Raw genomic sequence first — 21,818 nt, 5'->3', positions numbered from 1 at the left:
TGTGCGTGTAAACCAGCTTCACCCGTGGCCGACGAGTGCCGAGGAGGCGGAGGCGATCCAGGAGCGGCTCCGGCCTCACGTCGAGTTGACCGGCCCGACCGAGTTCACGCTGGTGGCGGGCCTTGACGTGCACTACCACGGCGATGACGACGTAGCCGCCGCCGTGGTGGTGCTCTCCGCAACCGCACCCACAAGCAGCGCCACGGACGATCGCGCGGAGGGTGTCGCGGGTCGTGGCGCGGGCAATCTCGCGGAGGGTGTCGCGAGTCGTGGCACGGGCGGTGGCGCGGGGGGTGGCGCGGGTCGCGTCGCGGGTGGTCTCGTGGTGGTCGAGCAGGTGGTGGTGCGCGGCAAGGCGCGGTTCCCGTACGTGCCGGGGCTCTTCGCCTTCCGTGAGTTGCCCGCGCTGGTGGAGGCGCTGGAGCGGCTTACCGTCACCCCTGATCTGCTGGTCTGCGACGGATACGGGCTGGCGCACCCGCGCGGGTTCGGCCTGGCGTGTCACCTGGGCGTACTGACCGGACTGCCCGCGATCGGCGTGGGCAAGACCCATTTCGTCGGCACCCACGACGCCCCGGCCCCCGCTCGGGGCGCGTGGACACCGATCGACCTGAACGGCTCGACCGTGGGCCGGGCCCTGCGTACGCAGCAGGACGTCAAGCCGGTGTACGTGTCGCAGGGGCACCGGATCACCCTCGACACGGCCTGCGCCGAGGTCCTGCGGCTCTCCCCGTACCACCGCCTGCCGGAGCCCATCCGCAAGGCCGACCACCTGGCCAGACACGGCGACTGGTGACCGGCGACCCAGAGCACGCTCCCCCGCGCCTCCGAGCGACCAGTGGCTCAGAGCACACACTCCCGCGCTCGGTCACAAGGCGGCTGATCCGCGTCTGACTCCCTACAGGGGAAGAGGCGTCCGGCCCGTCCCCGCGGTCGTAAGACGCGGAGTGTCGTCGTGATCATGTAGGTTCCTGGCATGCATGACGACAGCAGTGAGAATGGTGACGACGGCGTGGACGCGTCAGACTCGGAAATCGCATTCTTGCGGGCGCAGATCGAACTAGCGGTTTTAGGTGGTTTTGATGACGAATGGGATGTAGAGGATTGGCTGGCGGACGAAACGACCGATGAAGATCTGCTGGATGAGCTGAAGGCGTACGCGGAAGAGTTGTTCCGGCAGCAGCAGGAACGTGAGGACACCTGGCGCACCCCCACCGTGAACGACGCCATCGACGAGGCCTTCGAGCAGCTCAACGAACACGGCATAGTCGCGTTGCAGAACGCGGGCTACACGATGTCCGACGGCTGGACCGACGCGCACGAGGCCGCCTCGGAGTTGCCGGAGAAACCACGCGGCGCGGTCTTCTATCACGGCCAGGACCTCGAGTCCGGCGTTCAAGGCGAAGGGCTGATGCTGGCCTTCGGTGCCTTCGAGGACGACGAGACGAAGAGCGATGCGGCGAGCATCGCCATCGCACGGGAGGTGTGCGACACTCTCGCCGCTCACGGGGTGCAGGCGAAGTGGAATGGCTCTGTTCACTCGCGTATCGAAATCCCGCCGTTCCCGTGGCGAAAGCGCCGCTGAACCTCTGCTCCTTGACTCCACCATTGCCACTCTGGCGTCAGCGTCGCCAAGCCCAGACCAGCAGCCACACGCTCAGCCCGAAGACCGCCATCCCCAGCGGCACGTGCACGGTCAGTACACCCGACCCGCCCACCGCGGACTGCACGAACCCGAGCAGCAGTATCGCCAGCCCGACCAGCGCGGGCCACCCCGCGCCGCGTCCCGGCCGCCAGACCAGCACGGCCGCGACGAGCTGCGCCAGCCCCAGCACGTGTACGGCCAGCGCCCCCATTCCGTGCGAGCCCGCCGACGCCCCGCTGAGCAACTGGCCGGCTGTTACGGCCTGAAAGAGCACCGACAGCGTGTTCAGAGTGGCGACGATCTTGAACGCGGTCAGATACCCGCTGCCCTTGGCGACCTGGGTGACCATTCGACTCTCCTTCGACCTCGTGAGGCCTCAAGGATCTTGCCGCCACGGCAGCGCGACATCCCCCGTCCGTCGTCATCCTCTCTACGCCAGGAGTCGTACACGCCGGCTCCCACACAGATCGCCGAGACCGCTCGCGGCCTTCCGGCGTGCCCAGGTGAAGCAGGGCGGCTGGTGAACCTGAGCGGTTCGGCTCAGCCCATCTCACCAGCCGCCGGTCTGCTCACTTACCGGTTCAGACGGGCAGGTTCAGCATCTGCGCAGGCCGTACCTGCTGGGGTCGGCGTCGAAGCCGCTTGGTGTGTGCACCACGGAGGCCGGCACGTACCCGAAGGCGCCGAACCTGTCGCCGACGGTTCCGTACCAGGTGGTGTTGCCTCCCGGATGGAGCTCGCCCTGTGTCCAGCAGGTGAACCAGCTTTGCGTGGTGTCCAGGAAGTCCACGGTGTCCACGGGCCGGGGCTCGTGGAACACGGGGACTCCGCCCTCGTTGGTGCAGTGCAGCCTGCCGTCGTGCGGGTCGACCCCGCAGGCGGAGGCGGAGGCGGTGGGCGGGGCGAGCCCGAGCAGTGCGAATGCCGCGGTGGCGATGGCCATGGCGATGACCGGACGCTTGTTCATCCGTGTGTCTCCTTCGGTGTTGTCGTCGAAAGGCGGCATCAGGGGCCGATGAGGTCGTAGTCGGCCAAGGTGCACTCGCGCAGGCCCGGCGCGGGGTCGTGGGCGGTGGCCACGTGGACGGCGGGCAGGAAGCCCCAGCCGCGGTAGGGCGCTATCGCCTTGTCGCCCGCGGCGAGGTACCAGATGCTGTTGCCGCCGGCGTGCGGGGCGCCCTCGACCCAGCACTGGAACCAGCTGAAGCTGCTCGTCAGTACGCCGGTCTCCGCGGTCTGGTAGGAGGCGTCGTACGACAGAGTGATGTTCGGAGTGTTGCCGCAGTAGAGCCTGCCATCGCTCCGGACCCCGCACTCCTCGGCCGCCGCCAGGGCGGGGGTGGCGATGGCCCCGGCGCCCGGGAGGGTGCCGAACAGGACCGCGGTCAGGAGTGCGTTGGCCGCGATATTGCGGATCATCATGGTGGTGGTCTGCCTTTCTGCTGCGTCTGCTGCGTCTGGTGCGTCTGGTGCGTCTGGTGCGTCTGATGCGGCGGGTTCGCCGCGATGAGGCCAGCGAAGCCGGACGACCGAGGTGTCCAACAGGCGCTCGGACGGACTCGGACGGAATCGAGCCACCCGGTGGCCAGGCTCGGACAGTGGATCGCCACAGCGCCCTCGCGGAGCGGTGCGTCGCCATCCCTCGGACACGTCCGGTAATCGCTCGTACACTTTGCGTCAGAGACAGGCGGAACGGCCCGGGCAGGGAGGGCAAGGGTTGGCGGCGATGAGAGACCATCCGGAAGGTGGCGAGGATCCCCGGATCGTCAGGCAGGCGTCCCCGCCCGGGGTGGATTCGGTGAACTGCCATGAGGATCTGGTGAGGTTGCTGGCCGAGCAGTTCGCGCGGGCCGATACGTCACTTCGGGAGTTGCAGCTGCGGGCGGACAAGGCGGGCGGCGCCCGGCTGCCACGGGCGACCTGTGCGGACATGCTGGCCGGTCGGCGCTTCCCCAAGAAGGCGTTGATGGTGGCTTTCCTGCGGGCGTGCCGGGTGCCCGAACCTCAGCTTCCGGCGTGGGAAAGGGCGTGGGAGCGGGTACGGGTCGCCCGGATGCCCACCGGGACGGAGCTGAATCGCCAGCCCAACGGGACGGAGCCGGATCGCGGCCCCGGCGGCGCGGCGCCCGCCACCTGGGCAGCCGGGCCTGGCGAGGCAGGGCCGGCCCCTGTCCCCCGCCGAAGCTGGCGGCAAGCCGCCGTGTCGGCGGCGTTGGCCGCGCTGGCGACCGCGGGGGCCGTGAGCGTCATCATCGATCAGCGGGGAGCGTCACAAAGCGTCGCGTCCGACGGTCTCGACAGCCCTGTCGGTCCTGGCCGCATCGTCAGCGATGACGGCCGTGCGTTCAGCGCCGGCGGGTCGAGCCGGTTCACCGCGACCGTCGATCCCGCCAACAGCGGAGTGCGGCTGATCCGCCGCCTGGACGCGGGCGTCGCCCGCCAGTACGCCACCATCACCGTGAACGGGGATCCGGCCGGGACATGGCGGCAACTGCCCGGCGACAGCACCTACAAATGGCGGGAGCAGATCGTCGAGATCCCGCGCACCCTGACCGCGGGTCGCCGCTCTCTCACCATCGTCAACACGTTCGTGTCCTCCTCCCTGGGCTTCAACGAGTTCCTCTACGTCATCGAGCAGAAGATCAACGGAGCCTGGTCGATCGCCGACACGGTCGACATCGGCCCTGACCACACCGCCAGCGAAGCCGCGCACGATTACCGCATCGTCGCGCAGGGCTGGGCCGACACCCAGACGTTCACCTATCCACCGCGTGAGGAGGACTGGCGGGTCGAGTGAGACCACACGCGACGCGGACACAGACCGCGCCAGCTCGGCTCGTCAGCCCGCGCCGAAGCACACGAACGTGGACAACGACTCCCCCACCGACTGCCCCGCCGAAGCGGACGCGGACGCGGCGGCCAGGGCGGCGGCCGGTGACAGGCCGAGTGCGAGGTGCCGGTGGTAGGCGGCCATGATCGCGATGGCCGTCTCGTCGGGCACCTTGGCCACGCTGGAGACGACGGTCGGCGTGCCCATGTAGAGCAGGGCGGCGGTGAAACCGAGCAGTTCGTCACCGGGCCGTACCACCAGCCGTCCGATGTCGCAGGCGGACAGGACGACGTGCCGCGGCGCCGTACGCAGGCGCTGAACGTCGTGGGCCATCAGCGGTCCGTCGCTCAGCACCAGGCGGGAGAACAGGACGTTCTCCCGCTCGTGGTGCCCGTGGGCGGCCAGATGGGCGATGGACGCGCCGTCGAGCGCCTCCAGAGTGGCCGCGACCGTCGCCGCGGGGCCGGTGAGCCGCCGCGCCTTGGGATAGAGGGTGGCGAGCTGCTCGATCTCGGGTTCCACAGCCGTGAGGTTGGGGCCCGCGACCAGGAGCGGCGGTTCGCCGTCGGCGACGCCGGCCAGGCGGGCCCGCTGGGCGGCGGCCCAGACCTGGGCGGAGGGGGCCGCCACCACGGGCTTGCCGACGAGGCCGGGCAGCGCGCCCCAGGGGATCGCCGACAGGGCCATGGTCGGGACGACGACGATCCCGTCCGCCCCGGCGAGCGACGGCAGCAGGGGCGCGAGCAGGCCGTCGGCGATGGTGGCGAGTTGCCGTCGTAGGGACGCGTCGATCACCGCCGCCAGGTTCGGCCGGAGGTTGCGCCCGGCGCGGGCGTTGAGGTCGCCGGTCAGCCGCTGTACGGCCTCGGCCAGCGGCGCGTACGCCCCGAGCTCCAGGAGGCGGCACCTCCCGGCACCCAGGACGAGGGCCAGCAGCCTGCCCTGGACGTTCAGCAGGCTCACCAGCGCGAGACCGGCGGCGGCCAGCTCGGCCTCGACCGCGCCGGTCGAGACGGGGACCAGGCTCTCGCGTACCCCGGGAAGCTGCCAGCCGCGTTCTCTGATGAGGCGTTCCAGCTCCAGGCAGCGCCTGCGGATCTCCGGGTCGCGGCGCGCCGCGGCCTCGCCCGCGTGCAGTCGCTGGGCGAGGTGGCGCAGCTCGGCCAGCGCCTCGGCCGTCGGCTCGTCATGCTGAGGGCGGATCGGCGGGAAGCGGAACGCCTGCGCCCGGCAGCGTTCCGACCACTCGAATACCAGCCGCGCCGAACCGTTCGCCAGCGCCGCCGCCAGGCCCGCGGCCGCCAGGTCGGACCCCAGCGCGGTGACGCCGGTCTGCATGTCCAGGCTGCCCAGGCGGCCACGATGCGCGTGGATCAGCGCCAGCCCCGAACGGACCCGCCGCAGCGCCTGTCCGCGCAGCCCCCGCGCACTGGCGAGCTCGGCCTCGGCCAGCCGCCGCATCAACCGCACCTCCAGCGGCGCGGCGCGGGAGCCAGGACGTGCCACAAGCGGCGCGTCGCGGGAACCCGGCCGTGCCACAAGCGGCGCGGCTCCGCTCCAGAGCGCCTCCGCCTCGGCGAGGCTTCCGGCGGCGACCAGCGCCCTGGTCGCCAGCAACGCCGCCGTCTCGCTCTCGTCGCGCAAGCCGAGCTCGGCACACCGCGCCGCCAGATCCACGGCCTTGCGCGCGACCGCCCCCGGCCTGCCGCCCTGATCCAGCACCCCACCCGACCCCGGTCTACCGCCCTGATCGGACGCGCCGCGCGCCCCCGGCCGGGCCGGGTCGGCGAACTCGGCGCGCAGGCGCATCAGCTCCGCGCGCAGTGCCCAGGCCGGGCTGCGTCTGCGGCGGAAGCGGTCCTCGGCCCGGCGCGCCCAGGCGCGCGCCTCCGCGAACCGCCCGGCGTGCAGGGCCGCCTGTGCGCGGGCCAGCTCCGCCTCAGCGTAGTCCTGCATCAGCCGCTGTTTGCGGAACCCGTCGAGCGCCCCGTCGAGCGTACGGCCGGCCTCGTCGGCGAGGCCGGCGGCCAGCAGCGCCCTGGCCTGGTCCAGCGCGAGTACGGGCAGGAACCCGGGGTTGACCCGGCGATAGGCGCCTTCCACCTCGCCGAACACCGCCAGAGCCGTCGGGATGTCGCCCAGCAGCAGGTCGCAGTAGCCGTCGTTGTGCCGCGCCTTGGCCTCGAGGACCTCGTGACCCTGGGCCCTGGAGAGCTCGGCGCTGCGGCGCGCGTCCGCGCGGGCCAGGCGGACCTTACCCGTCATGAGGTGGATGACCGACCGGTTGAGCAGCACCCTGGCCAGCTCCACGCCGCGGGCGAGCCGCGGCACGGCGAGGTCGAGCAGTTCGAGCGCCTCGGCGGTACGGCCGGTGCGCAGGTACATCAGCCCCCGCTGGCCCTGCACGATCGCCAGCTCGGCGGGCGGCGCCCATCGTTGCGCCTCGTCGAGGAGCTCCGTGCTGCGGGCGGAGTGACCCTGTTCGGCCTCGGCGTGGGCGAGGCTGGTCAGGAGGCGGGCGAGCAGCGCCGCCCGCTCCGGATCCCCGGTCTCAGGGGGCGCGCCGGTCTCCCAGCGCAGCAGCGCCAGGCCCTGACGCAGCCGCCGCGCGGCGAGCCCCGGGTGGCCGTCGTCGGTCGCGGCGACGGCCAGCCCGTGCAGGCGGGCCGCCCGCTCGTGGATCTCCGAGACCTCTGCGCTGCTCACGGGTTCTCAGAGGACGATGGAGGGCGTCACCGCCAGTATCGCGGCCTCCCCCGGAACGTCCAGTGCCGGCCGTACGACGAACTGGGCCAGCCCCCGGATCACCTCGTCCACGACGAACCTGCCCTGCTCATCCGCCCTGACCACGACCGGCCCCTCGGCGGTGCGCAGCTCGACCACGTGGTCGCCGGGCGGGGCGAGCCAGCCGTCCAGCCGTACCAGGCGCTGGGTCTGGACGCTGACGCTGATCATGATCGTGAGGGCGTCGCCTTCGAAGGTGATCGTCCGGCTCTCCTCACCTCCGCGGACGCCCGCCCGCAGCCCGAGTTCCTCGCTCAGCCGCAGGATCTCGGCGTCGGCCGATTCGAGGTCCAGGGCGAACTGGACCCGCTCCACCAGCGTCTCGGGCACGGGGTCGAGCACCGAGAACATCCTCCTGATCTCGTCGAGGATGAACTCGTCAGTGGGGTCAAGGTCATCTGGAGGGATCATGACACGCTCCAGCCACGGTCCTCGGCGAGCAGGCGGCGCAGCTTCGCCAGGCAGCGGCCGCGCGTGGGGCCGATGCTGCCCTTCGGCATGCCCAGCGTGAGGGCCACCGCGTCGTAGTTCGGGCGGCGGACGAACGCGACGAGCCGCAGCAGATCGCGGCAGGAGTCCGACAGCCGCGCCATGGCGTTCCAGAGCGCCTGGTGCCGCTCGTTCCGCAGGACGAGCTCCTCCGGCAGGGTGTCGGAATCCGGTACGTCGTCGAACGCCGTGGGGCTCACCGGCTGGGCGTCGCGCTGTGTCGCCTGGACCCGCCACGCCTCGCGGGTCGCGGTCGTGACCAGCCATTCGATCAGGGCGCGGGGAGCGGTGATCGACTTCAGGTGGCGCAGGAGCCTCAGCCAGGTCGTCTGGATGACGTCCTCGGCGGCCTCCCGGTCCAGTCCCTGGCGCCTGACCACCTGCCACAGCAGCGGTGTGAGGTCGGCGGCGATCAGGGTCAGCGCTTCACGCCGGCCGTCTCTGGCCTCTTGGAGCAGGCCCGCCAGCCGTTCCCGCCGATCGGCGGGAACGGGCTCCGGTCTCAGGTCCGCGGCCATCACACCGGCGTGATCGTCGGGACGTCGCCGTTCTTCAGCCTGGCGACCACGGCGTGCGCGCGTTTGAGCGCCACCTGCCGGTCGGTGTTCGCCAGGTCGACGGCCTGATGGTCCTGGATCAACAGCTGCATGATCGTGGCTCCCAGTACGGGCGCCGCGAACGACGAACCGCTCCACGTGGCGAACTGGCTCTGGTGGTTGTCGCTGTCGAAGGAGGCCCGGCCGGTCAGTTCGAGCGAGGCGGTCCTGGCGCCCTTGACGCCGGGCGGGAAGGTGCTGACGAGCACCGCGCCCGAGACGTGCCACTGGATGGCCTCGTGCTCGTTGCTGAAGATCGCGATCGTTCCGTCGGGGTTCGTCGCGCCCACTCCCAGCATCGGCGCGAGGTCGGGGTCGTTCTGGCCGTCGAGGGCGCCCGCGGCGGGCCAGAACGCGCGGCTCGACGCGTAGTTGCCCGCGGAGCAGATCACGATGACGCCGCGCCGCCGGAGCTGGGTGAGCTTGGCCAGCAGCGGCGGCGTGTGGAGCGGGTCGTCGGCGGCCTCGTGCGTGTATCCGAGCGACAGGGACACGACGTCGTAGAAGCCGCCCCGCGCGATCTCGTCCAGCAGGTGGTCCAGGGCGGCGTGCAGCGCCTCCTCCGGCACCACGCCGTCGGCCTGCATGATTCTGATCATGAGCACCCGCGAGTCGGGGGCGACCTGGCACACCAGTCCCGCCTCCATGAGGCCGTGCCCGGTGTGCGTGTTCAGCGTGCCGAGCAGGGGGTTGGGCGGGTCGGCGTTCTCCTTGTACCCGACGAGTTCGACGCCCGGGTTCGGCCGGCTCGCCTCGACGGCGAGCTGGATGCGCTGCTGTGCCGCGTCGCTGACGGACAGGAACGCGTCGGGGTCGGTCACCGGCCGGAACCAGGCGTGCCGCTGCTTCGGCAGGCCGGTGTCGGGGATGACCATCACGGGGCGCCGGCCGCCTATGGTCGCGGCGGGTCTGCGGGCCGGTGGGCCGCCTACGACGTTCACCGGGGTTCTGGCGTATCCGGCCATGGGGGTGGCGTAGGCGCCGCCGGTCGTTCCGTGCCCGCTCGTGGCGGGCTCGCCGCCGATGTCCAGGGCCGCGCCGACGCCGACGAACGCGGACCCGACGAGCAGGTGGTCCAGCGCGATCTTGGACAGCAGGTTCCTGACGGGCGCCTGCCCGGCGGCGTCGGCGAAGCCCGGGAGCGCTCGGCGCAGCGTCCGCAGCGCCCGCCACGCGTCGATCACCACGTCCGTCTCGCCGGGGGCCACCTTGAGCACGACGGGATGCCAGCTCGGCACCTCACCAGCGCGGCGGTGGTCGTCCCGTAGGCCGGAGACCTCGATCGTGAGATGGATCTGCGCGAGGGTGTCGGTGATCCAGGCGAACCCCGCGTCGGAGTTCAGCACCTGGACGGGGACCAGCAGCACGTCCGAGCGGTAGACGGTCGAGTCGGGACGGCTCTCGCCGGCGTCGAGCTCGACCGTGGCCGGGTCCAGGACCTTGGCTCCGTAGCGGTCCAGCAGCGGCTGGGGGAAGGCCAGGTCGCGCGACGGCAGCCCGTCCCCGTCACCCCCGGCGTACGGTTCGCTCTCGTAGTCGATGGTCAGCATCCGGTGGCCTCCGTCTCTTTCCCGTATGGAGAAAGAGTCACGCCCTACTGCGGTGATACACGCGAGGCATAACAAGCCGGTCACAGGCGAGTTGTCAGGCGTAGAGGCGTTCCAGGACCGCGGCCACCCCGTGGTCGTCGTTCGACAACGTGCGCCGCTCGACGGCCGCCATCACCAGGTGGTGGGCGTTCGCCATCGCGTACCCCGCCCCGGCGAAGGCGAGCACCGCGAGGTCGTTGGGCATGTCGCCGAACGCCACCACCTCGGCCGGATCCACGCCCCGCTCCGCGCACAGCCCGGCCAGCGTGCCCGCCTTCGTCACCCCGGGAGCGCTGATCTCCAGCAGCCCGGTGCCGCCCGAGTGCGTCACCTCGGCCTCGCCCTCGACGGCCGCCACCGCGGCGGTGAACATCTCGTCGACCGCGTGCGTCGCCGACCAGGCCAGCAGCTTGACGATCGGCTCGTTCCCGTCGCAGGCGACCTGAACCTCCCGCGTGTACGGCAGGTCCGGCACGATGCGCCTGGTGTAGCCAGGTTCGACCAGGATCTGCCGGCCCGTCTCCACCGCGAAGGCCACACCGGGCAGGGCCTCGCGGAGCGTCTCGGTCAGCTTCCTGGCGGCGGCGAGGTCGAGTGCGTACGTGCTGGTGATCTCGCGGATGTCCAGGTCGTAGACGATCGCCCCGTTGCTGCAGATCGCGGTGCCGGTGACGTCGGCCATCGCGGCGATCGGGTCCACGCTCCGTGGCGGCCTGGCGGTGACGAACACGATGTCGGCTCCGGCCTCGCGCGCTCGGCGCAGGGCACGGCGGGTGCGCGAGGACACGGTGCCGGTGGAGTCGAGGAGAGTGCCGTCCAGGTCTGTTGCCACGATACGAGGTGCGATCACGCCACCATTAAATCGGGCGGTCAGATGCGCATCTCGGACGGCATCGACGTGGTCGCGTTGAGCAGTTCCACGCCGAGCAGCTCTCCCGACGCTCCGTAGTCGAGGACGACGTCTTCCGATACGGTCTGCCGTACCGCCTCTCCTGGCACTATTTCGTGCTTCATCGCGATGTAGGCGACGTCGTGCTCCTTCTCCCACCGGACGTACACGGTGTGCGGGCGTCTGTCGGCGGGCTCCTCGTCCCAGCTCAGCCACCCCTCCTTGGCCTCGTGCGAGCCGCCGAGCGCGGCCCGGACCATGGCCATGGCGAGTTCGAGCGCCTGGAGCGAGTCGACGCCGGTGACCTTGCGGTCGTGCTCCCACCCGGCGAGCCCGTCGATCCGGTAGGGGCACGACCACTCCCCCGTCGGCTCCTCGATCGGCAGCCCGATCGTGACGACGACCTCGCGTAGCGGCTCGGTGCGCAGCGTCAGCGTGCGGTGGGCGATCTCGTACATGTCTGCTGATCTACCCCGCAGGCGGACTCTGGAAGACTGACGGCGAGAAGAGCCGGCCATACCGCCATGGTCGAAAAGCTTCCTGCCTGCGACCGGCGCCCATAGTCTGCGTACGTCGCGAGGGGAGTCCAGTGGTGAATGAGTCGTTCGGGATCCGGTTGCTGTCCAGGCTCGACAAGTACGGCCCGCTCTGTGTCGGCATCGACCCCAGTCCGGCGCTGCTCGCCGCGTGGGGGCTCGACGACTCCCCGGCCGGGCTGGAGCGGTTCAGCCATACCGTGGTGGACGCGGTGGGCGACGTGGCGGCGGTGGTCAAGCCGCAGTCCGCGTTCTACGAGCGCTGGGGCAGCCGGGGCATCGCCGTGCTGGAGAGCGTCATCGCCGACCTGCGCGAGGCGGGCACGCTGGTGATCCTCGACGTCAAGCGGGGTGACATCGGCAGCACGATGGCCGCCTACGCCGAGGCGTACCTCGACCGGGGCAGCCCGCTCGCGGTCGACGCCGTGACGCTGAGCCCGTACCTCGGCTTCGGTTCGCTGGAGGGTGCGATCACGTCGGCGATCGCCAACGACGCCGGCGTCTTCGTCCTGGCGCGCACCTCCAATCCGGAGGCCGTCGCGCTGCAGACGGCGGTCGCGGGCGAGATCTTCGCGGGCGCCGCGGCGGCGAACGCGGGCCGCACCCCGCTGGGCCCGGTCGGCGTCGTCATCGGCGCCAACCTGTCCGCGCTCGACCATCCGCTGGAGCACCTCAACGGCCCCATCCTGGCGCCGGGCCTGGGCGCGCAGGGCGCCGCTCCCGCCGACCTGGCCCGGCTGTTCGCTCCGGTACGGCAGGCGGTCGTCCCCTCGGTGTCGCGGGCCGTGCTCGCCGACCCCGAGCGGATCCGCGAGCTGGTGCTGCGCTACCGCGACGACTGCGCCCGACACCTGTCCTCCTGACGGGGCGAGCATCCTCTACCAGGGGTCCTGAGGCGGCCTCACCTGGAGCGAAACCCGGTTGGCGTGGTCGCCCGCCGCACCGAAGGCCGCCGTCTCCGCACCGATCTCGCCGCGCCAGCCGCAGTCGCACGCTGCCCTGTAGTCTGTCCCGGAAGTCTCCACCCAGGCCAGGTGCCCCGCGCCGCGATCCGTCCTGAGTGCCGCGGCGACGCCGATGCCGAATATGACGGCAGTGCTCCAGCTCAGGAATGTGGCAGCCGAGCTCCGGAACTCCACGACGCCCGCTTCGTCATAAGGGTTCATGCTCGGCGCCAGGCATACTACGGCGGCCGCGACGGCAAGGAAAAGGATGGTCCCTCCCCATATGCGGGTCCGGCGCACGCATATCAACACCGTCGGCCCGATCGCGAGGACGGTTCCGATCACCACGCCCGTCCAGAACCGGGAGCCGTACCAGGTCAGTTCGGGAAGGTTGAACGCGGGAGCAAGTCCGATGAACGTGGCGGCGAACGGAAGAATCGCATGTGGGTGGCGATCCAGAAAATCATCGAGATCCATGGCTCAGTGACCTCCCCCGCCGGAGAACCGGCGCATATTCGGAGAACGAAAGAAGCCACGGCATGGTGCCAACGACAGCCGTTGGACTAGGGACATCCCTAGGTTCCGTCCTGACGCGGCCCGTGCTCCGGCGTACTGATCATTGAGGGTCTGACCTTGGGCTGATCAGAACAGCCGGAGTCTAGGAGCCTTCATGCCCGCTTTGCCCTACGCCGACGATCTCGCCGAAGAGCTCGCCTCGATGGCCGGGGAGGTGCCGGCCACGGTCAGCGTGCTGGGGCTCGCCGCGCCCGAGCCGAGCACGGTCCAGCGCCGCCTGGAGGACCTCGTCCTGGCCGTCGCCGGCTCGCGCGACGACAACCCGGAACACCTGGAGGTGGTGACCCACCAGGATCGGACCACCGTGTGGCTGCCGGGCCGGCTGCGGGCCGTGGGGTTCCACGCGTCGGGCTCGATGACCGTCCATCTCGACCTGCCGGCGTTCGAGGACGTCTTCGAGAACGACCCCGGCGACGCCGAACTGACCGGCATGCTCCGGACCGCCGCAGACCGGATCGGGCTGACGTCCCTCGTACCGGCTGAGGACGAGCTGGTGTTCGAGCGCCTGTGGCGGGTGAAGACCGCTGGGGACCGCCGGACCGAGCCCGGCCTGTGCCGGGCGCTCGGCGCGTTCCGCCACTACGTACGTGATCTTCCGGTGTACGGCAGGGCGTCGGCCACGGTGGAGCTGGGCGCGAGCGGCGGGGTGGCGTCACTGGGTGTGTCGACCCGCCGCTTCGCCGACGACGAGGACGGCCCGGTGATCGCCGAGCCGCGGGTGCGGACGCCGATCCAGGCCGCGCGGGACGTCGTGGCCCGGTTGGCGGAGTCCTTTGCCGGGATGGAGGCGTGGCTGACGCCGCAGTGGTTCCGTTTCGGCTACCTGAGCCTCGGGCGGCGGCGACCGCAGGCGCTGCTCACGCCGTTCTACATCGCGAGCATCAGGGTACGGAGCGACCGGGAGGTCTCCGCGCACGTGACCGCGGTGCCGGGCTGCGACGGGCGGTTCGCCCCCACCCTGACCCTGGTCCCCAAGCCGCGCCGCGTCGCTTAGGGGACCGAATCCGCTCGGTTGGCGGCGGCCAGTAGCGCGCGGACGGACGCGGTCAGTACGGAGGTGTCGCGGCCCGCTCCCCACCGGACCGTCTCGCCCACGCGGGCCTCCACGTAGGCGACGGCCTGGCTGTCCTGGCCCGGTCCGGTGGCGTGCTGCGCGTAGTGCAGGATGTCGACCCCGCCCAGCGCTCCGGCCAGCGCCGACAGCGGGCCGTTGCCGGTCCCCCGCAGCTCGCCGCCGTCACGCCGGGTGGCGGCGAACTCATGGACCCCCGGCCCGCTCTCCGCGGTGCTCCAGTCCGCCAGCGCGTACGGCCCGTCGTCCGCCGGATCCAGGTAGGCGGCCTGGAACAGCCGCCACAGCTCCTCGGCCGTCATCTCCGCGCCGCTGCCGTCCGTGGCCCGCTGGACCACCGCCGAGAAGTCGATCTGCAGCCGTCGCGGCAGGTCGAGCCCCTGGTGGGTGTTGAGCAGGTAGGCGATGCCGCCCTTGCCCGACTGGCTGTTGACGCGGATCACCGCCTGGTAGTCGCGGCCGACGTCCGCGGGGTCGATCGGCAGGTACGGCACCTCCCAGGGCGCCTGCTCCACGGGCACGCCCAGCTCGGCGGCCCGTTTGGCGTGGTGGGCCAGGCCCTTGCCGATGGCGTCCTGGTGCGTGCCGGAGAAGGCGGTGTAGACGAGGTCGCCGGCGTACGGGTGGCGATCGGGCACGGGCAGCCGGTTGCAGTGCTCGACCGTACGACGGATCGCGTCGATGTCCGAAAGGTCCAGCATCGGGTCCACGCCCTGCGAGTGCAGGTTGAGCGCGAGCGTGACCAGGTCCACGTTGCCGGTGCGCTCGCCGTTGCCGAACAGGCAGCCCTCGACTCGCTGCGCCCCGGCCAGCAGCGCCAGCTCCGCGCAGGCGACGCCGGTGCCGCGGTCGTTGTGCGGGTGCACCGAGAGGATCACCGAGTCGCGGCGGGCCAGGTGGCGGTGCATGTACTCGATCTGGTCGGCGTAGACGTTCGGGGTGGCGGTCTCGACCGTGGCGGGCAGATTGTGGATCACCGGGCGGTCCGGGCTGGCGTCCCACAGGGCCGTCAGGTCGTCGCACACCTCCAGCACATAGTCGGGCTCGGTGAGGTTGAACACCTCGGGCGAGAACTCGTACCTGATCGGCGCTCCGGGACGGGCGTCGGCCAGCCGGGCGACGTGCCCGGCCGCGTCTCTGATGAGGGCGCGCAACGACTCCCTGTCCTGGCCGAGCACCACGTCACGCCAGGTGGGGGCGGTCGCCGTGTACAGGTGGACGACGACCCGCGGCAGCCCCTCGACGGACGCGAAGGTCCGCTCGATCAGGTCGCGCCTGGCGGCCGTGAACACCACTATCGTCACGTCTTCGGGCACCGCGCCCGGCACCGCCAGGTCGCGGACGAAATCGAAGTCCGTCTGGCTGGCCGACGGGTAGCCGACCTCGATCTCCTTGAAGCCCATGGCCACCAGCAGCTCGAACATCCGCCGCTTGCGCGCCGGGTCCATCGGCTCGGCCAGCGCCTGGTTGCCGTCGCGCAGGTCCACGGGCACCCACAGCGGGGCCCGCTCGATGCGCCGCGCGGGCCAGCCGCGCTCGGTCAGCGGCACCTCGACGCGCCGGTGGGCGGGCTGGTAGCGGTGGTACGGCATGGCGCTGGGGCGCTGCCTGTTCCAGTCGTGCACGGGGTTTCCTTCCCGGTCGTTCTACGGGGTTCGACCGGCATCGCGGAGCCACCGCGGCGGGGTGCCGGTCGATTCAGGCCCCGCCGCGGCAGCCGAGAAGGAGACCGCGTGATGTCATGCCGGGTACACTAACCACAACACAGGTCATCAGACAACCTGAGAGGTCGATCCGATGCCGCTGGGCACGCTCCGCCCCACTCCCCTGGTCGAACAGGCCACCGAGCACCTGCGCGAGCAGATCACCGGCGGGCACTGGCCGATCGGCACCCGGCTCCCCGGCGAGAACGCCCTGGCCAAGACTCTCGGCGTGGGCCGCTCCACCGTCCGCGAGGCGCTGCGCGCGCTGGCGGGCGCCGGGCTGGTGCAGGCCCGTCAGGGCAGCGGCGTGTTCGTCATCGCCACCGAACCGGCCGACGACTGGTCCACCCGGCTCCGGCGGGCCGCGATCACGGACGTGTACGAGGTGCGCATGATGGTCGAGACCCAGGCCGCCCGCCTGGCCGCCGCCCGCCGTACGGACGAGGACATCGCCTCACTGGAGGCGGCCCTGCAGGCCCGGCGGGCGGCGGCCGGGGGCGACGACGGGGGTTTCGTGGACGCGGACATCGCGCTGCACGCGGCGGTGGTGGCGGCGGCGCGCAACCCGGTGCTGGACGACCTGTTCGCCGAGTTCGCCCCCAGGCTGCGGGGGCGGCTGGTGGACGTGGTGGAGCTGCTGGGCCTGCGGCACGCCGACCCCAACCCCGGCGACGACACGCACGCGGCACTGGTGGACGCCATCAGGCGAGGGGACGGAGAGGCGGCGAGCCGCATCCTGCAGACGGAGCTGGAACAGACGCTGGCGTTGCTGCATCGCAACGCCGTCTGACACCGCGAGCGCGCGATACTCGTCCTGAGGCAAGGCCGCTCCCCGCGGGCAGACAAGGAAGGGCAGGTGCGGCGCATGATCGCGCGGATGTGGCGAGGATGGGCCTCGACGACGACAGCCGACGACTACCAGCACCACTACGAATCCGAGGTCGCCGGGCATCTCCAGCGAGTCGCCGGCTTCCGCGGTGCCCGGCTGCTACGTCGCCAGGACGGCGAAGAAGTGATGTTCACCTCGATCACCTTCTTCGCCGGCATGGACGACGTACGCGCGTTCGCCGACGAGGACCCCGAGCGAGCCGTCGTCGAAGAGACAGCCCGCCGCGCTCTGACGCGGTGGGACGAACGCGTCACTCACCACGAGGTCACGGCCGATCTCCAGCGGTGAGTTCTGTCAGCCGGCGTTCGAGGAAGCGTCGTTCGGCGCCGTCGTCGGTGAGTTCTCTCGCACGTCGATAGGCGTCGCGTGCCTCGTCGGTGCGCCCGAGGCGCCGCAAGAGTTCGGCCCTGGTCGAGTGCAGGTAGCGGAAGTCGTCGAGACCGAGTTGGGCGACGAGGCGCAGGCCGGCTTCGGGGCCTTCGGTCTCGGCGATGGCGATGGCACGGTTCAGCTCCACGACGGGCGAGCCGGTCAGGCGGGCGAGCTCCCCGTACAGGGCCGCGAGCTGCGCCCAGTCGCACGGCGTCTCGGCGTGCAACGAGGCGATGGCGGCCTGCAGGACGTAGGGGCCTCGGCCGCCGAGGGCGAGTGCTCGGTCCAGTTCGGCGCGTCCATCGGTGATCTGCTCGGTGTTCCACCGTGACCGGTCCTGATCGCCGAGCAGCACGAGTTCGCTGTCGCGGAATCGCGCCTCGCGACGGGAGTCGTGCACGAGCATCATCGCCAGCAGCCCGTGAACCTCGGGGTCGTCCGGAAGCAGTTCAGCCAGCGCGCGTCCCAGCCAGATCGCTTCTGCCGCGAGCTCGTCGCGTCCGCTGTAGCCCTCGTTGAAGATCAGGTAGACGACGGCGAGAACAGCGTCGAGTCGCTGGCGGAGCAGGTGCGGCGGTGGCACTCGGAACGGGATCCCCGCTGCTTTGATCTTGCGCTTGGCCCGCACCAGCCGCTGCGCCATCGTGCGCTCCGGTACGAGGAAGGCGCGGGCGATCTCGTCGGTGGTGAGCCCGCCGAGGGTACGCAGGGTGAGCGCGACCTGCGCCTCGACCGCGAGCGCCGGATGACAGCAGGTGAAGATGAGCTCCAGGCGCTCGTCGGGAAACGTCGTGGCGTTCATCGGCACCTCGGCAGAGTTGCCTGCGGCGAGCAGGCCGGACTTGGCGGCGAGGGCCTGCTCGCGGCGGATGCGGTCCGTGGCTCGGTTCCGAGCCGTCGTTATCAGCCAGGCGCGCGGGTTGCCGGGGATGCCGTCGCGTGGCCATCGGTCCGCGGCGATCGCGAAGGCCTCCTGCGCGGCTTCCTCAGTGAGGTCGAAGTCGCCGAGGAAGCTGATCAGGGTGGCCAGCACCCGGCCCCACTGCTCGTGGAAGACCTGGTCGAGGGTCATCACCAATAGGTCTGCGCGGGTCGGATCTCGATGGCACCGCCGAGGCGGGCCGCCGGGACGCGGGCGGCCACCTCGATGGCCGCGTCGAGGTCGTCGGCCTCGAGGACGAACCAACCGCCGACGGCTTCCTTCATCGCGACGAACGGGCCGTCGGTTGTCAGGGTCTTGCCGCCTTCAACGCGCACCGTGGTCGCGTTCTCGGGGAGACCCATGGGAACGCCGGGGGTGACGCCTGGCGTCTTGTTGATCGCCTCGTAGTCGGCATAGACCTGCTTCTGCTCCTCCTCGGAGAGCGCGGCCCACTCCTCTGAGCTGGTGCCCTGGTAGATCACCATGACGTACTGCAAAGCTCCGCCTCCTCATCCAGATGGTTACACCATGAGACGAATGGCGAGCCGCGAAATCGACAGGTCGACATCGGAAATCTTGCGCAACCCAGGAGCGCGTGAGAACTGCCATCTTTCGCCATCTCCAGGGACGGAACGCGTGCTCATGGCGCTCAGGCCGTATTCGGCAGCCGGGGCGGCGTCAGTCGAGAGTCTCCTTCACGAGGTCGAGGTAGGCGTGTCCGGCGGCGACGCCGTCGGGCAGGCCGAGCGCCGCGAATCCGTCCAACATCTGGCGCAGCGTGGCGAGGTGGCGCTGCCAGGAGGCGCCAGGCGCGTAGGGACCTCCTAGGAACTCGATCATCCTTGCCGTTTCCGGCGAGCGGCGGGCGATCCGCTTGCCCGCGATCGGGACCATCACCAGCCGCGCGATCTGGTGATCGATGGGCTGCTTGGGAGTCGGCGGCTCGGATTCGCCGGTACTGAGCAGCTCGGAGAAGGTGGCCGGGAGCCGGTCGAACCCCTGTCGGTCGAGGAAGACCGCGCTGTCGGCAGCCCAGCCAGCCCGCGAGATCGGGTAGATGTGCCAGTCGACCCAGAGCGGCAGCCCGTCCACGAGGTGCTGTCCGCTGACCGCCCTGGTGCCGCGCGGACCGTTGTGGCGGGCGTCGAAGGCCGCCGCCGACGTCCCTGGGCCGGAAGGGAGACGGCCGGGCACCGCGTAATCGTCGAGGTGCGCGTCGTCCACGACCACGAGGAGGTCGATGTCGCTCCAGTCGTCGGCCCGGCCCGTGCCGAGCGACCCCATCAGGGCGGCGCCGGCCACTCCGGGGTCGTGGTGGAGGCCGGCGGTCGCGGCACTGAGCCAGCGGGACCGGATGCCGGCGAGGCGGGGAGCCGACGGCACCCTGCTGCTTTCCCTACTCATCGGCACATTTCAGCACCAGGCCCTGATCTCCTCGGCCAGCCCCTTGAGAGACTCGACCGGGTGCTCGACCTCCGTCCACGGCGGAGTGAGCTCGGTGGGCTCGAAGCGGGGCAGCACGTGGAGGTGGAAGTGAAGGACGCTCTGCCAGGCCGTCTCGCCGCTGGCGTGCCAGAGATTCACGCCAGGAGCCCGGAGCGCGCCGACGAGCCGTCGAGACACCTCAACCGCGGCCCGCATGACGTGTGCCGCCGTCTCCGCTGGGATCTCCCCCAGGTCCCGGTGGTGCGCTCGCGGGACGACCAGCGTGTTGCCCGGACACGCAGGGTTTCGGGCGTTCCTAGGCCGCCAGATGCCGTTCTGCGGACGATCGCCCCGTTGACCAATAGTACAGTTAGCGATATATATCGCATATGCCACTACGTGAACAGAGCTATCTCGTGCTGCTGGCCCTTTCCGAGGGCCCGCTTCACGGTTATGGCGTGATCAAAGTCGTGCGTGAGCTGTCGGAGGACCGTGTACGCCTCGGCGCGGGGACTCTCTATGGCGCCCTCGACCGCCTGACCGAAGCAGGACTCGCCCGCGTGGTCAGCGAAGAGGTCGTGGACGGGCGGCACCGCCGCTACTACGAGCTGACCGGTCAGGGCGCCGAGCTCCTGACCGAGGAGACCGCCCTTCGGAGCCGGCTCGTCGCCACCGCGCAACGCCGCCTCGGCGCACGGCTCCAGCCCGCGACGTGATCATGGATACCTACGAACGCCGCTGCCGACTCCTCGCGCGGGCCTACCCGCCCCGTTATCGGCAGACGCGCGGCGAGGAGCTGATCGGCACGCTGCTCGACCTGGCGGAGCCGCAGCAGACCAGGCCGACCCTGCGCGACTCGCTCGACGTCGTACGTGGCGGCATCGCACTGCGCCTGCGCGAGCGTCCGCCGCTGTGGCACTGGGCGCTGTACCGCCTGTTCCACAAGCGCCTTCCCTACCCCTACCGCTGGTGGGCACGCGACGACCTGCTCGGTTCGCACTACCTGGCGCGCCAGTGCGCGACGCTGCTGCTCCTGTCATCTCCCACGTGGGCCTTCATCGGCCTCTTGCCCCCCGAAATGCTCCCCGAATTGGCTCACACGTTGATCGCCCCGACACTCATCCGCATGCTCGCGTTTCTCCCGCAGCGATCCCTACGCCTCTACCAACTGAGGAGACATGAATTCGATCTAGGTTTGCATGGCTAGGCCAGTTCGATGTCATCGTGGCAGACGGCATCGCCCACGAAGAGTTCGCAGGGCATCTGCTTCAGCGACGCACGTCGCGAGAACCAGCCCCCCAACAGGACTTCGTGCCGTCTGCATCCATTAAGAAACTCTGAGTAGCGTAGTAACGGCCAGTAGAGGCCCTTGCGGCGGTTTGTTGCAGGGGCCTCCTGCAGAGAGGTTAGAGGTCGAACTCGCCGAGCTTCGCGCCGCCCACGAAGGCGCGGAAGACACCGCCTCGCAAGATCAGCGGCTCGACGTCGGGCTGCTCAGAATCCCTGATCGCGTATCGGTCGCCGCTCAGTTTGGCTGCGTAGAGGCAGTCGCCCCCATTTGATCCGGAGAGTGTGGATTTCTTCCACGCAGCGGCCTCTAGTTCGGCGCGCAGCTCATCACTGATCTTCATACGTTGCCGCCACCTCACGTACTAGTCGCTCGCTCACATGTATGGGATGCGCCCATTTGTGAATCGCGTCGTATCTGAGATTAACCGCTCGTACTATCTCCTCGCGAGCGGATACGGAGCCCTGCGCAGCAGCATCAAGGTAGACGTGGTCCGGCATACCGTCGCCTTGAGCGAGAGCGAAGCCGCCAAGCAGACCCGGCGTTGCCCCCACACTGATGGGAACGATCTGGATCGAGATGAAGGGGGTGGCCATCATCTTCAACAGGTGCTCGAACTGCTCCCGCATGACGTCAGCACCCCCGATGGGGCGGATCAGAGCGCACTCGTCGAGCAGCGCCCAGTACATCGGCGGCTTCTCGCGGTCGAACACCGCCTGACGATGGAGTCGGGTCGCGACGGTCTCCTCGATCCAGTCCTGGGTGACCCCTGGCTCGGCGGAGAGGATCGCTCGCGCATACGCGGCCGTCTGTGGTCCGGCCTGATCACCCGGTGGTAGGACGCCCACACATCACTATCGTCCCCCGCGGCGGAAAATTACTTCGCCTGGCGGGCTGCCGTCAGCCGGTGGGACCCGCGTCGGGCCGCACCTCCTTTTCACCGCCGCCGCCCGCCTCTCCGCCAGTTTCGGCGCGCCTTTCGGCGTCAGCTGTGGCCTCGGTCTCGGTCTCAGGAGCAACTTCGGTGATATCGGGGGTAGGGATCGCGGGGTTCGTGTCGGTGTCGGGCCAGTCGGCGGGTACGGGGCGGCGCGCCTTCGGGGTTTCGGCCCCTGACCGCTCCGCCACCACGTCGCTCTCGCCACCGTCCCGGTTCACCGCATCAGGCAGGTCTTCATTCATCACCCTCACCTGCCCACCGAATTCCACTCCAACATGCTCATGGCGCCGGGGCTGTGCTCTCACGGACGATCAGCCGGGTGGCCAGCT

Annotated in this window: 27 protein-coding genes; 9 read left to right on the top strand and 18 right to left on the bottom strand. The window is 70.4% G+C overall.

Annotated features, from left to right (window positions below; genetic code table 11):
* Nucleotide 1 precedes the first annotated feature (1 nt).
* Entirely contained in the window at nt 2-796 is a 795-nt protein-coding gene (locus tag ACGFNP_RS30640) for an endonuclease V (RefSeq protein WP_393324823.1), read from the top strand.
* A 180-nt stretch (nt 797-976) separates the two neighbouring features.
* On the top strand, nt 977-1,585 hold the full coding sequence (locus ACGFNP_RS30635; RefSeq protein ID WP_358325393.1) for a DUF6891 domain-containing protein: 609 nt from the start codon (nt 977-979) through the stop codon (nt 1,583-1,585).
* A 37-nt stretch (nt 1,586-1,622) separates the two neighbouring features.
* On the opposite strand, the gene ACGFNP_RS30630 is transcribed toward ACGFNP_RS30635, so the two are convergent.
* The 3 genes from ACGFNP_RS30630 to ACGFNP_RS30620 form a co-directional block, all read right to left on the bottom strand.
* Nucleotides 1,623-1,994, bottom strand: a complete 372-nt coding sequence (locus tag ACGFNP_RS30630) for a hypothetical protein (RefSeq protein WP_393324820.1) — start codon at nt 1,992-1,994, stop codon at nt 1,623-1,625.
* 246 nt (nt 1,995-2,240) lie between these two features.
* On the bottom strand, nt 2,241-2,612 hold the full coding sequence (locus ACGFNP_RS30625; RefSeq protein WP_393324818.1) for a hypothetical protein: 372 nt from the start codon (nt 2,610-2,612) through the stop codon (nt 2,241-2,243).
* Between the two features lie 38 nt (nt 2,613-2,650).
* A complete protein-coding gene (locus tag ACGFNP_RS30620; RefSeq protein ID WP_358325385.1) occupies nt 2,651-3,067 on the bottom strand; it encodes a hypothetical protein in 417 nt (138 codons plus the stop codon).
* Between the two features lie 304 nt (nt 3,068-3,371).
* Between ACGFNP_RS30620 and ACGFNP_RS30615 the strand changes: the two genes are divergently transcribed.
* Complete coding sequence (locus tag ACGFNP_RS30615) at nt 3,372-4,442, top strand: hypothetical protein (protein WP_393324816.1); 1,071 nt, start codon at nt 3,372-3,374, stop codon at nt 4,440-4,442.
* A 42-nt stretch (nt 4,443-4,484) separates the two neighbouring features.
* Here ACGFNP_RS30615 and ACGFNP_RS30610 read toward each other — a convergent pair whose 3' ends face one another.
* The 6 genes from ACGFNP_RS30610 to ACGFNP_RS30585 all read right to left on the bottom strand — a co-directional run bounded on the left by ACGFNP_RS30610 (nt 4,485) and on the right by ACGFNP_RS30585 (nt 11,280).
* On the bottom strand, nt 4,485-7,181 hold the full coding sequence (locus ACGFNP_RS30610) for a CHAT domain-containing protein (RefSeq protein WP_393324814.1): 2,697 nt from the start codon (nt 7,179-7,181) through the stop codon (nt 4,485-4,487).
* 6 nt (nt 7,182-7,187) lie between these two features.
* Entirely contained in the window at nt 7,188-7,670 is a 483-nt protein-coding gene (locus tag ACGFNP_RS30605; RefSeq protein WP_393324812.1) for a hypothetical protein, read from the bottom strand.
* On the bottom strand, nt 7,667-8,266 hold the full coding sequence (locus ACGFNP_RS30600) for an RNA polymerase sigma factor (protein ID WP_393324810.1): 600 nt from the start codon (nt 8,264-8,266) through the stop codon (nt 7,667-7,669). Before ACGFNP_RS30600 ends, ACGFNP_RS30605 begins: the two co-directional genes overlap by 4 nt.
* Nucleotides 8,266-9,894 (bottom strand): S8 family serine peptidase, encoded by a 1,629-nt coding sequence (locus ACGFNP_RS30595; protein ID WP_393324808.1) that lies wholly within the window; start codon nt 9,892-9,894, stop codon nt 8,266-8,268. The genes ACGFNP_RS30600 and ACGFNP_RS30595 overlap by 1 nt, the downstream gene beginning before the upstream one ends.
* Nucleotides 9,895-9,988: 94 nt before the next feature.
* Nucleotides 9,989-10,783, bottom strand: a complete 795-nt coding sequence (locus tag ACGFNP_RS30590) for an HAD family hydrolase (RefSeq protein ID WP_358325369.1) — start codon at nt 10,781-10,783, stop codon at nt 9,989-9,991.
* Between the two features lie 20 nt (nt 10,784-10,803).
* The gene (locus tag ACGFNP_RS30585; RefSeq protein ID WP_358325367.1) at nt 10,804-11,280 is read right to left on the bottom strand and encodes a DUF2283 domain-containing protein; all 477 of its coding nucleotides are present in this window, start codon (nt 11,278-11,280) and stop codon (nt 10,804-10,806) included.
* A 134-nt stretch (nt 11,281-11,414) separates the two neighbouring features.
* Between ACGFNP_RS30585 and pyrF the strand changes: the two genes are divergently transcribed.
* Complete coding sequence (gene pyrF / locus ACGFNP_RS30580; protein WP_358325364.1) at nt 11,415-12,221, top strand: orotidine-5'-phosphate decarboxylase; 807 nt, start codon at nt 11,415-11,417, stop codon at nt 12,219-12,221.
* Nucleotides 12,222-12,236: 15 nt separating this feature from the next.
* Here the strand turns inward: pyrF and ACGFNP_RS30575 are convergent, their stop codons facing one another.
* A complete protein-coding gene (locus ACGFNP_RS30575; protein WP_358325362.1) occupies nt 12,237-12,779 on the bottom strand; it encodes a hypothetical protein in 543 nt (180 codons plus the stop codon).
* Nucleotides 12,780-12,972: 193 nt separating this feature from the next.
* Between ACGFNP_RS30575 and ACGFNP_RS30570 the strand changes: the two genes are divergently transcribed.
* Complete coding sequence (locus ACGFNP_RS30570) at nt 12,973-13,872, top strand: hypothetical protein (RefSeq protein WP_358325360.1); 900 nt, start codon at nt 12,973-12,975, stop codon at nt 13,870-13,872.
* On the opposite strand, the gene leuA is transcribed toward ACGFNP_RS30570, so the two are convergent.
* A complete protein-coding gene (leuA, locus tag ACGFNP_RS30565; RefSeq protein WP_393325091.1) occupies nt 13,869-15,542 on the bottom strand; it encodes a 2-isopropylmalate synthase in 1,674 nt (557 codons plus the stop codon). The genes ACGFNP_RS30570 and leuA overlap by 4 nt on opposite strands.
* A 205-nt stretch (nt 15,543-15,747) precedes the next feature.
* On the opposite strand from leuA, the gene ACGFNP_RS30560 reads away from it, so the two are divergent.
* Nucleotides 15,748-16,443 carry an FCD domain-containing protein gene (locus tag ACGFNP_RS30560; protein ID WP_358325357.1) on the top strand — a complete coding sequence of 232 codons (696 nt, stop codon included), beginning with the start codon at nt 15,748-15,750 and terminating at the stop codon, nt 16,441-16,443.
* 66 nt (nt 16,444-16,509) lie between these two features.
* A complete protein-coding gene (locus ACGFNP_RS30555; RefSeq protein WP_393324804.1) occupies nt 16,510-16,830 on the top strand; it encodes an antibiotic biosynthesis monooxygenase family protein in 321 nt (106 codons plus the stop codon).
* Here ACGFNP_RS30555 and ACGFNP_RS30550 read toward each other — a convergent pair.
* The 4 genes from ACGFNP_RS30550 to ACGFNP_RS30535 form a co-directional block, all read right to left on the bottom strand.
* Nucleotides 16,808-17,986, bottom strand: coding sequence for an RNA polymerase sigma factor (locus ACGFNP_RS30550; RefSeq protein WP_393324802.1), 1,179 nt, complete (start codon nt 17,984-17,986; stop codon nt 16,808-16,810). The genes ACGFNP_RS30555 and ACGFNP_RS30550 overlap by 23 nt on opposite strands.
* Nucleotides 17,986-18,321: a YciI family protein gene (locus ACGFNP_RS30545; protein ID WP_393324800.1), complete on the bottom strand. Its 336-nt coding sequence runs from the start codon at nt 18,319-18,321 to the stop codon at nt 17,986-17,988. The genes ACGFNP_RS30550 and ACGFNP_RS30545 overlap by 1 nt, the downstream gene beginning before the upstream one ends.
* Before the next feature lie 193 nt (nt 18,322-18,514).
* Nucleotides 18,515-19,240: a nucleotidyltransferase domain-containing protein gene (locus tag ACGFNP_RS30540; protein WP_393324798.1), complete on the bottom strand. Its 726-nt coding sequence runs from the start codon at nt 19,238-19,240 to the stop codon at nt 18,515-18,517.
* 9 nt (nt 19,241-19,249) lie between these two features.
* Nucleotides 19,250-19,657 (bottom strand): HIT family protein, encoded by a 408-nt coding sequence (locus ACGFNP_RS30535; protein WP_393324796.1) that lies wholly within the window; start codon nt 19,655-19,657, stop codon nt 19,250-19,252.
* On the opposite strand from ACGFNP_RS30535, the gene ACGFNP_RS30530 reads away from it, so the two are divergent.
* The gene (locus tag ACGFNP_RS30530) at nt 19,651-19,977 is read left to right on the top strand and encodes a PadR family transcriptional regulator (RefSeq protein WP_393324794.1); all 327 of its coding nucleotides are present in this window, start codon (nt 19,651-19,653) and stop codon (nt 19,975-19,977) included. The two genes, ACGFNP_RS30535 and ACGFNP_RS30530, sit on opposite strands and share 7 nt — an antisense overlap.
* Nucleotides 19,974-20,468, top strand: coding sequence for a hypothetical protein (locus ACGFNP_RS30525; protein ID WP_393324792.1), 495 nt, complete (start codon nt 19,974-19,976; stop codon nt 20,466-20,468). The genes ACGFNP_RS30530 and ACGFNP_RS30525 overlap by 4 nt, the downstream gene beginning before the upstream one ends.
* A 199-nt stretch (nt 20,469-20,667) precedes the next feature.
* Here the strand turns inward: ACGFNP_RS30525 and ACGFNP_RS30520 are convergent, their stop codons facing one another.
* From ACGFNP_RS30520 to ACGFNP_RS30510, 3 genes are read right to left on the bottom strand one after another with little or no spacing between them, the layout of a single operon-like run.
* Nucleotides 20,668-20,892, bottom strand: a complete 225-nt coding sequence (locus tag ACGFNP_RS30520; RefSeq protein WP_358546384.1) for a DUF397 domain-containing protein — start codon at nt 20,890-20,892, stop codon at nt 20,668-20,670.
* Nucleotides 20,879-21,397 (bottom strand): DUF5753 domain-containing protein, encoded by a 519-nt coding sequence (locus ACGFNP_RS30515; protein WP_393324789.1) that lies wholly within the window; start codon nt 21,395-21,397, stop codon nt 20,879-20,881. The genes ACGFNP_RS30520 and ACGFNP_RS30515 overlap by 14 nt, the downstream gene beginning before the upstream one ends.
* A 52-nt stretch (nt 21,398-21,449) precedes the next feature.
* Entirely contained in the window at nt 21,450-21,731 is a 282-nt protein-coding gene (locus ACGFNP_RS30510) for a hypothetical protein (protein ID WP_393324787.1), read from the bottom strand.
* Nucleotides 21,732-21,818 lie beyond the last annotated feature (87 nt).

The sequence above is a fragment of the Nonomuraea sp. NPDC049269 genome (genome assembly GCF_043197155.1).
Lineage (GTDB): Bacteria > Actinomycetota > Actinomycetes > Streptosporangiales > Streptosporangiaceae > Nonomuraea.
The sequence above is the reverse complement of the archived record's forward strand: the minus strand, read 5'-3'. Positions and strand labels throughout refer to the sequence as shown.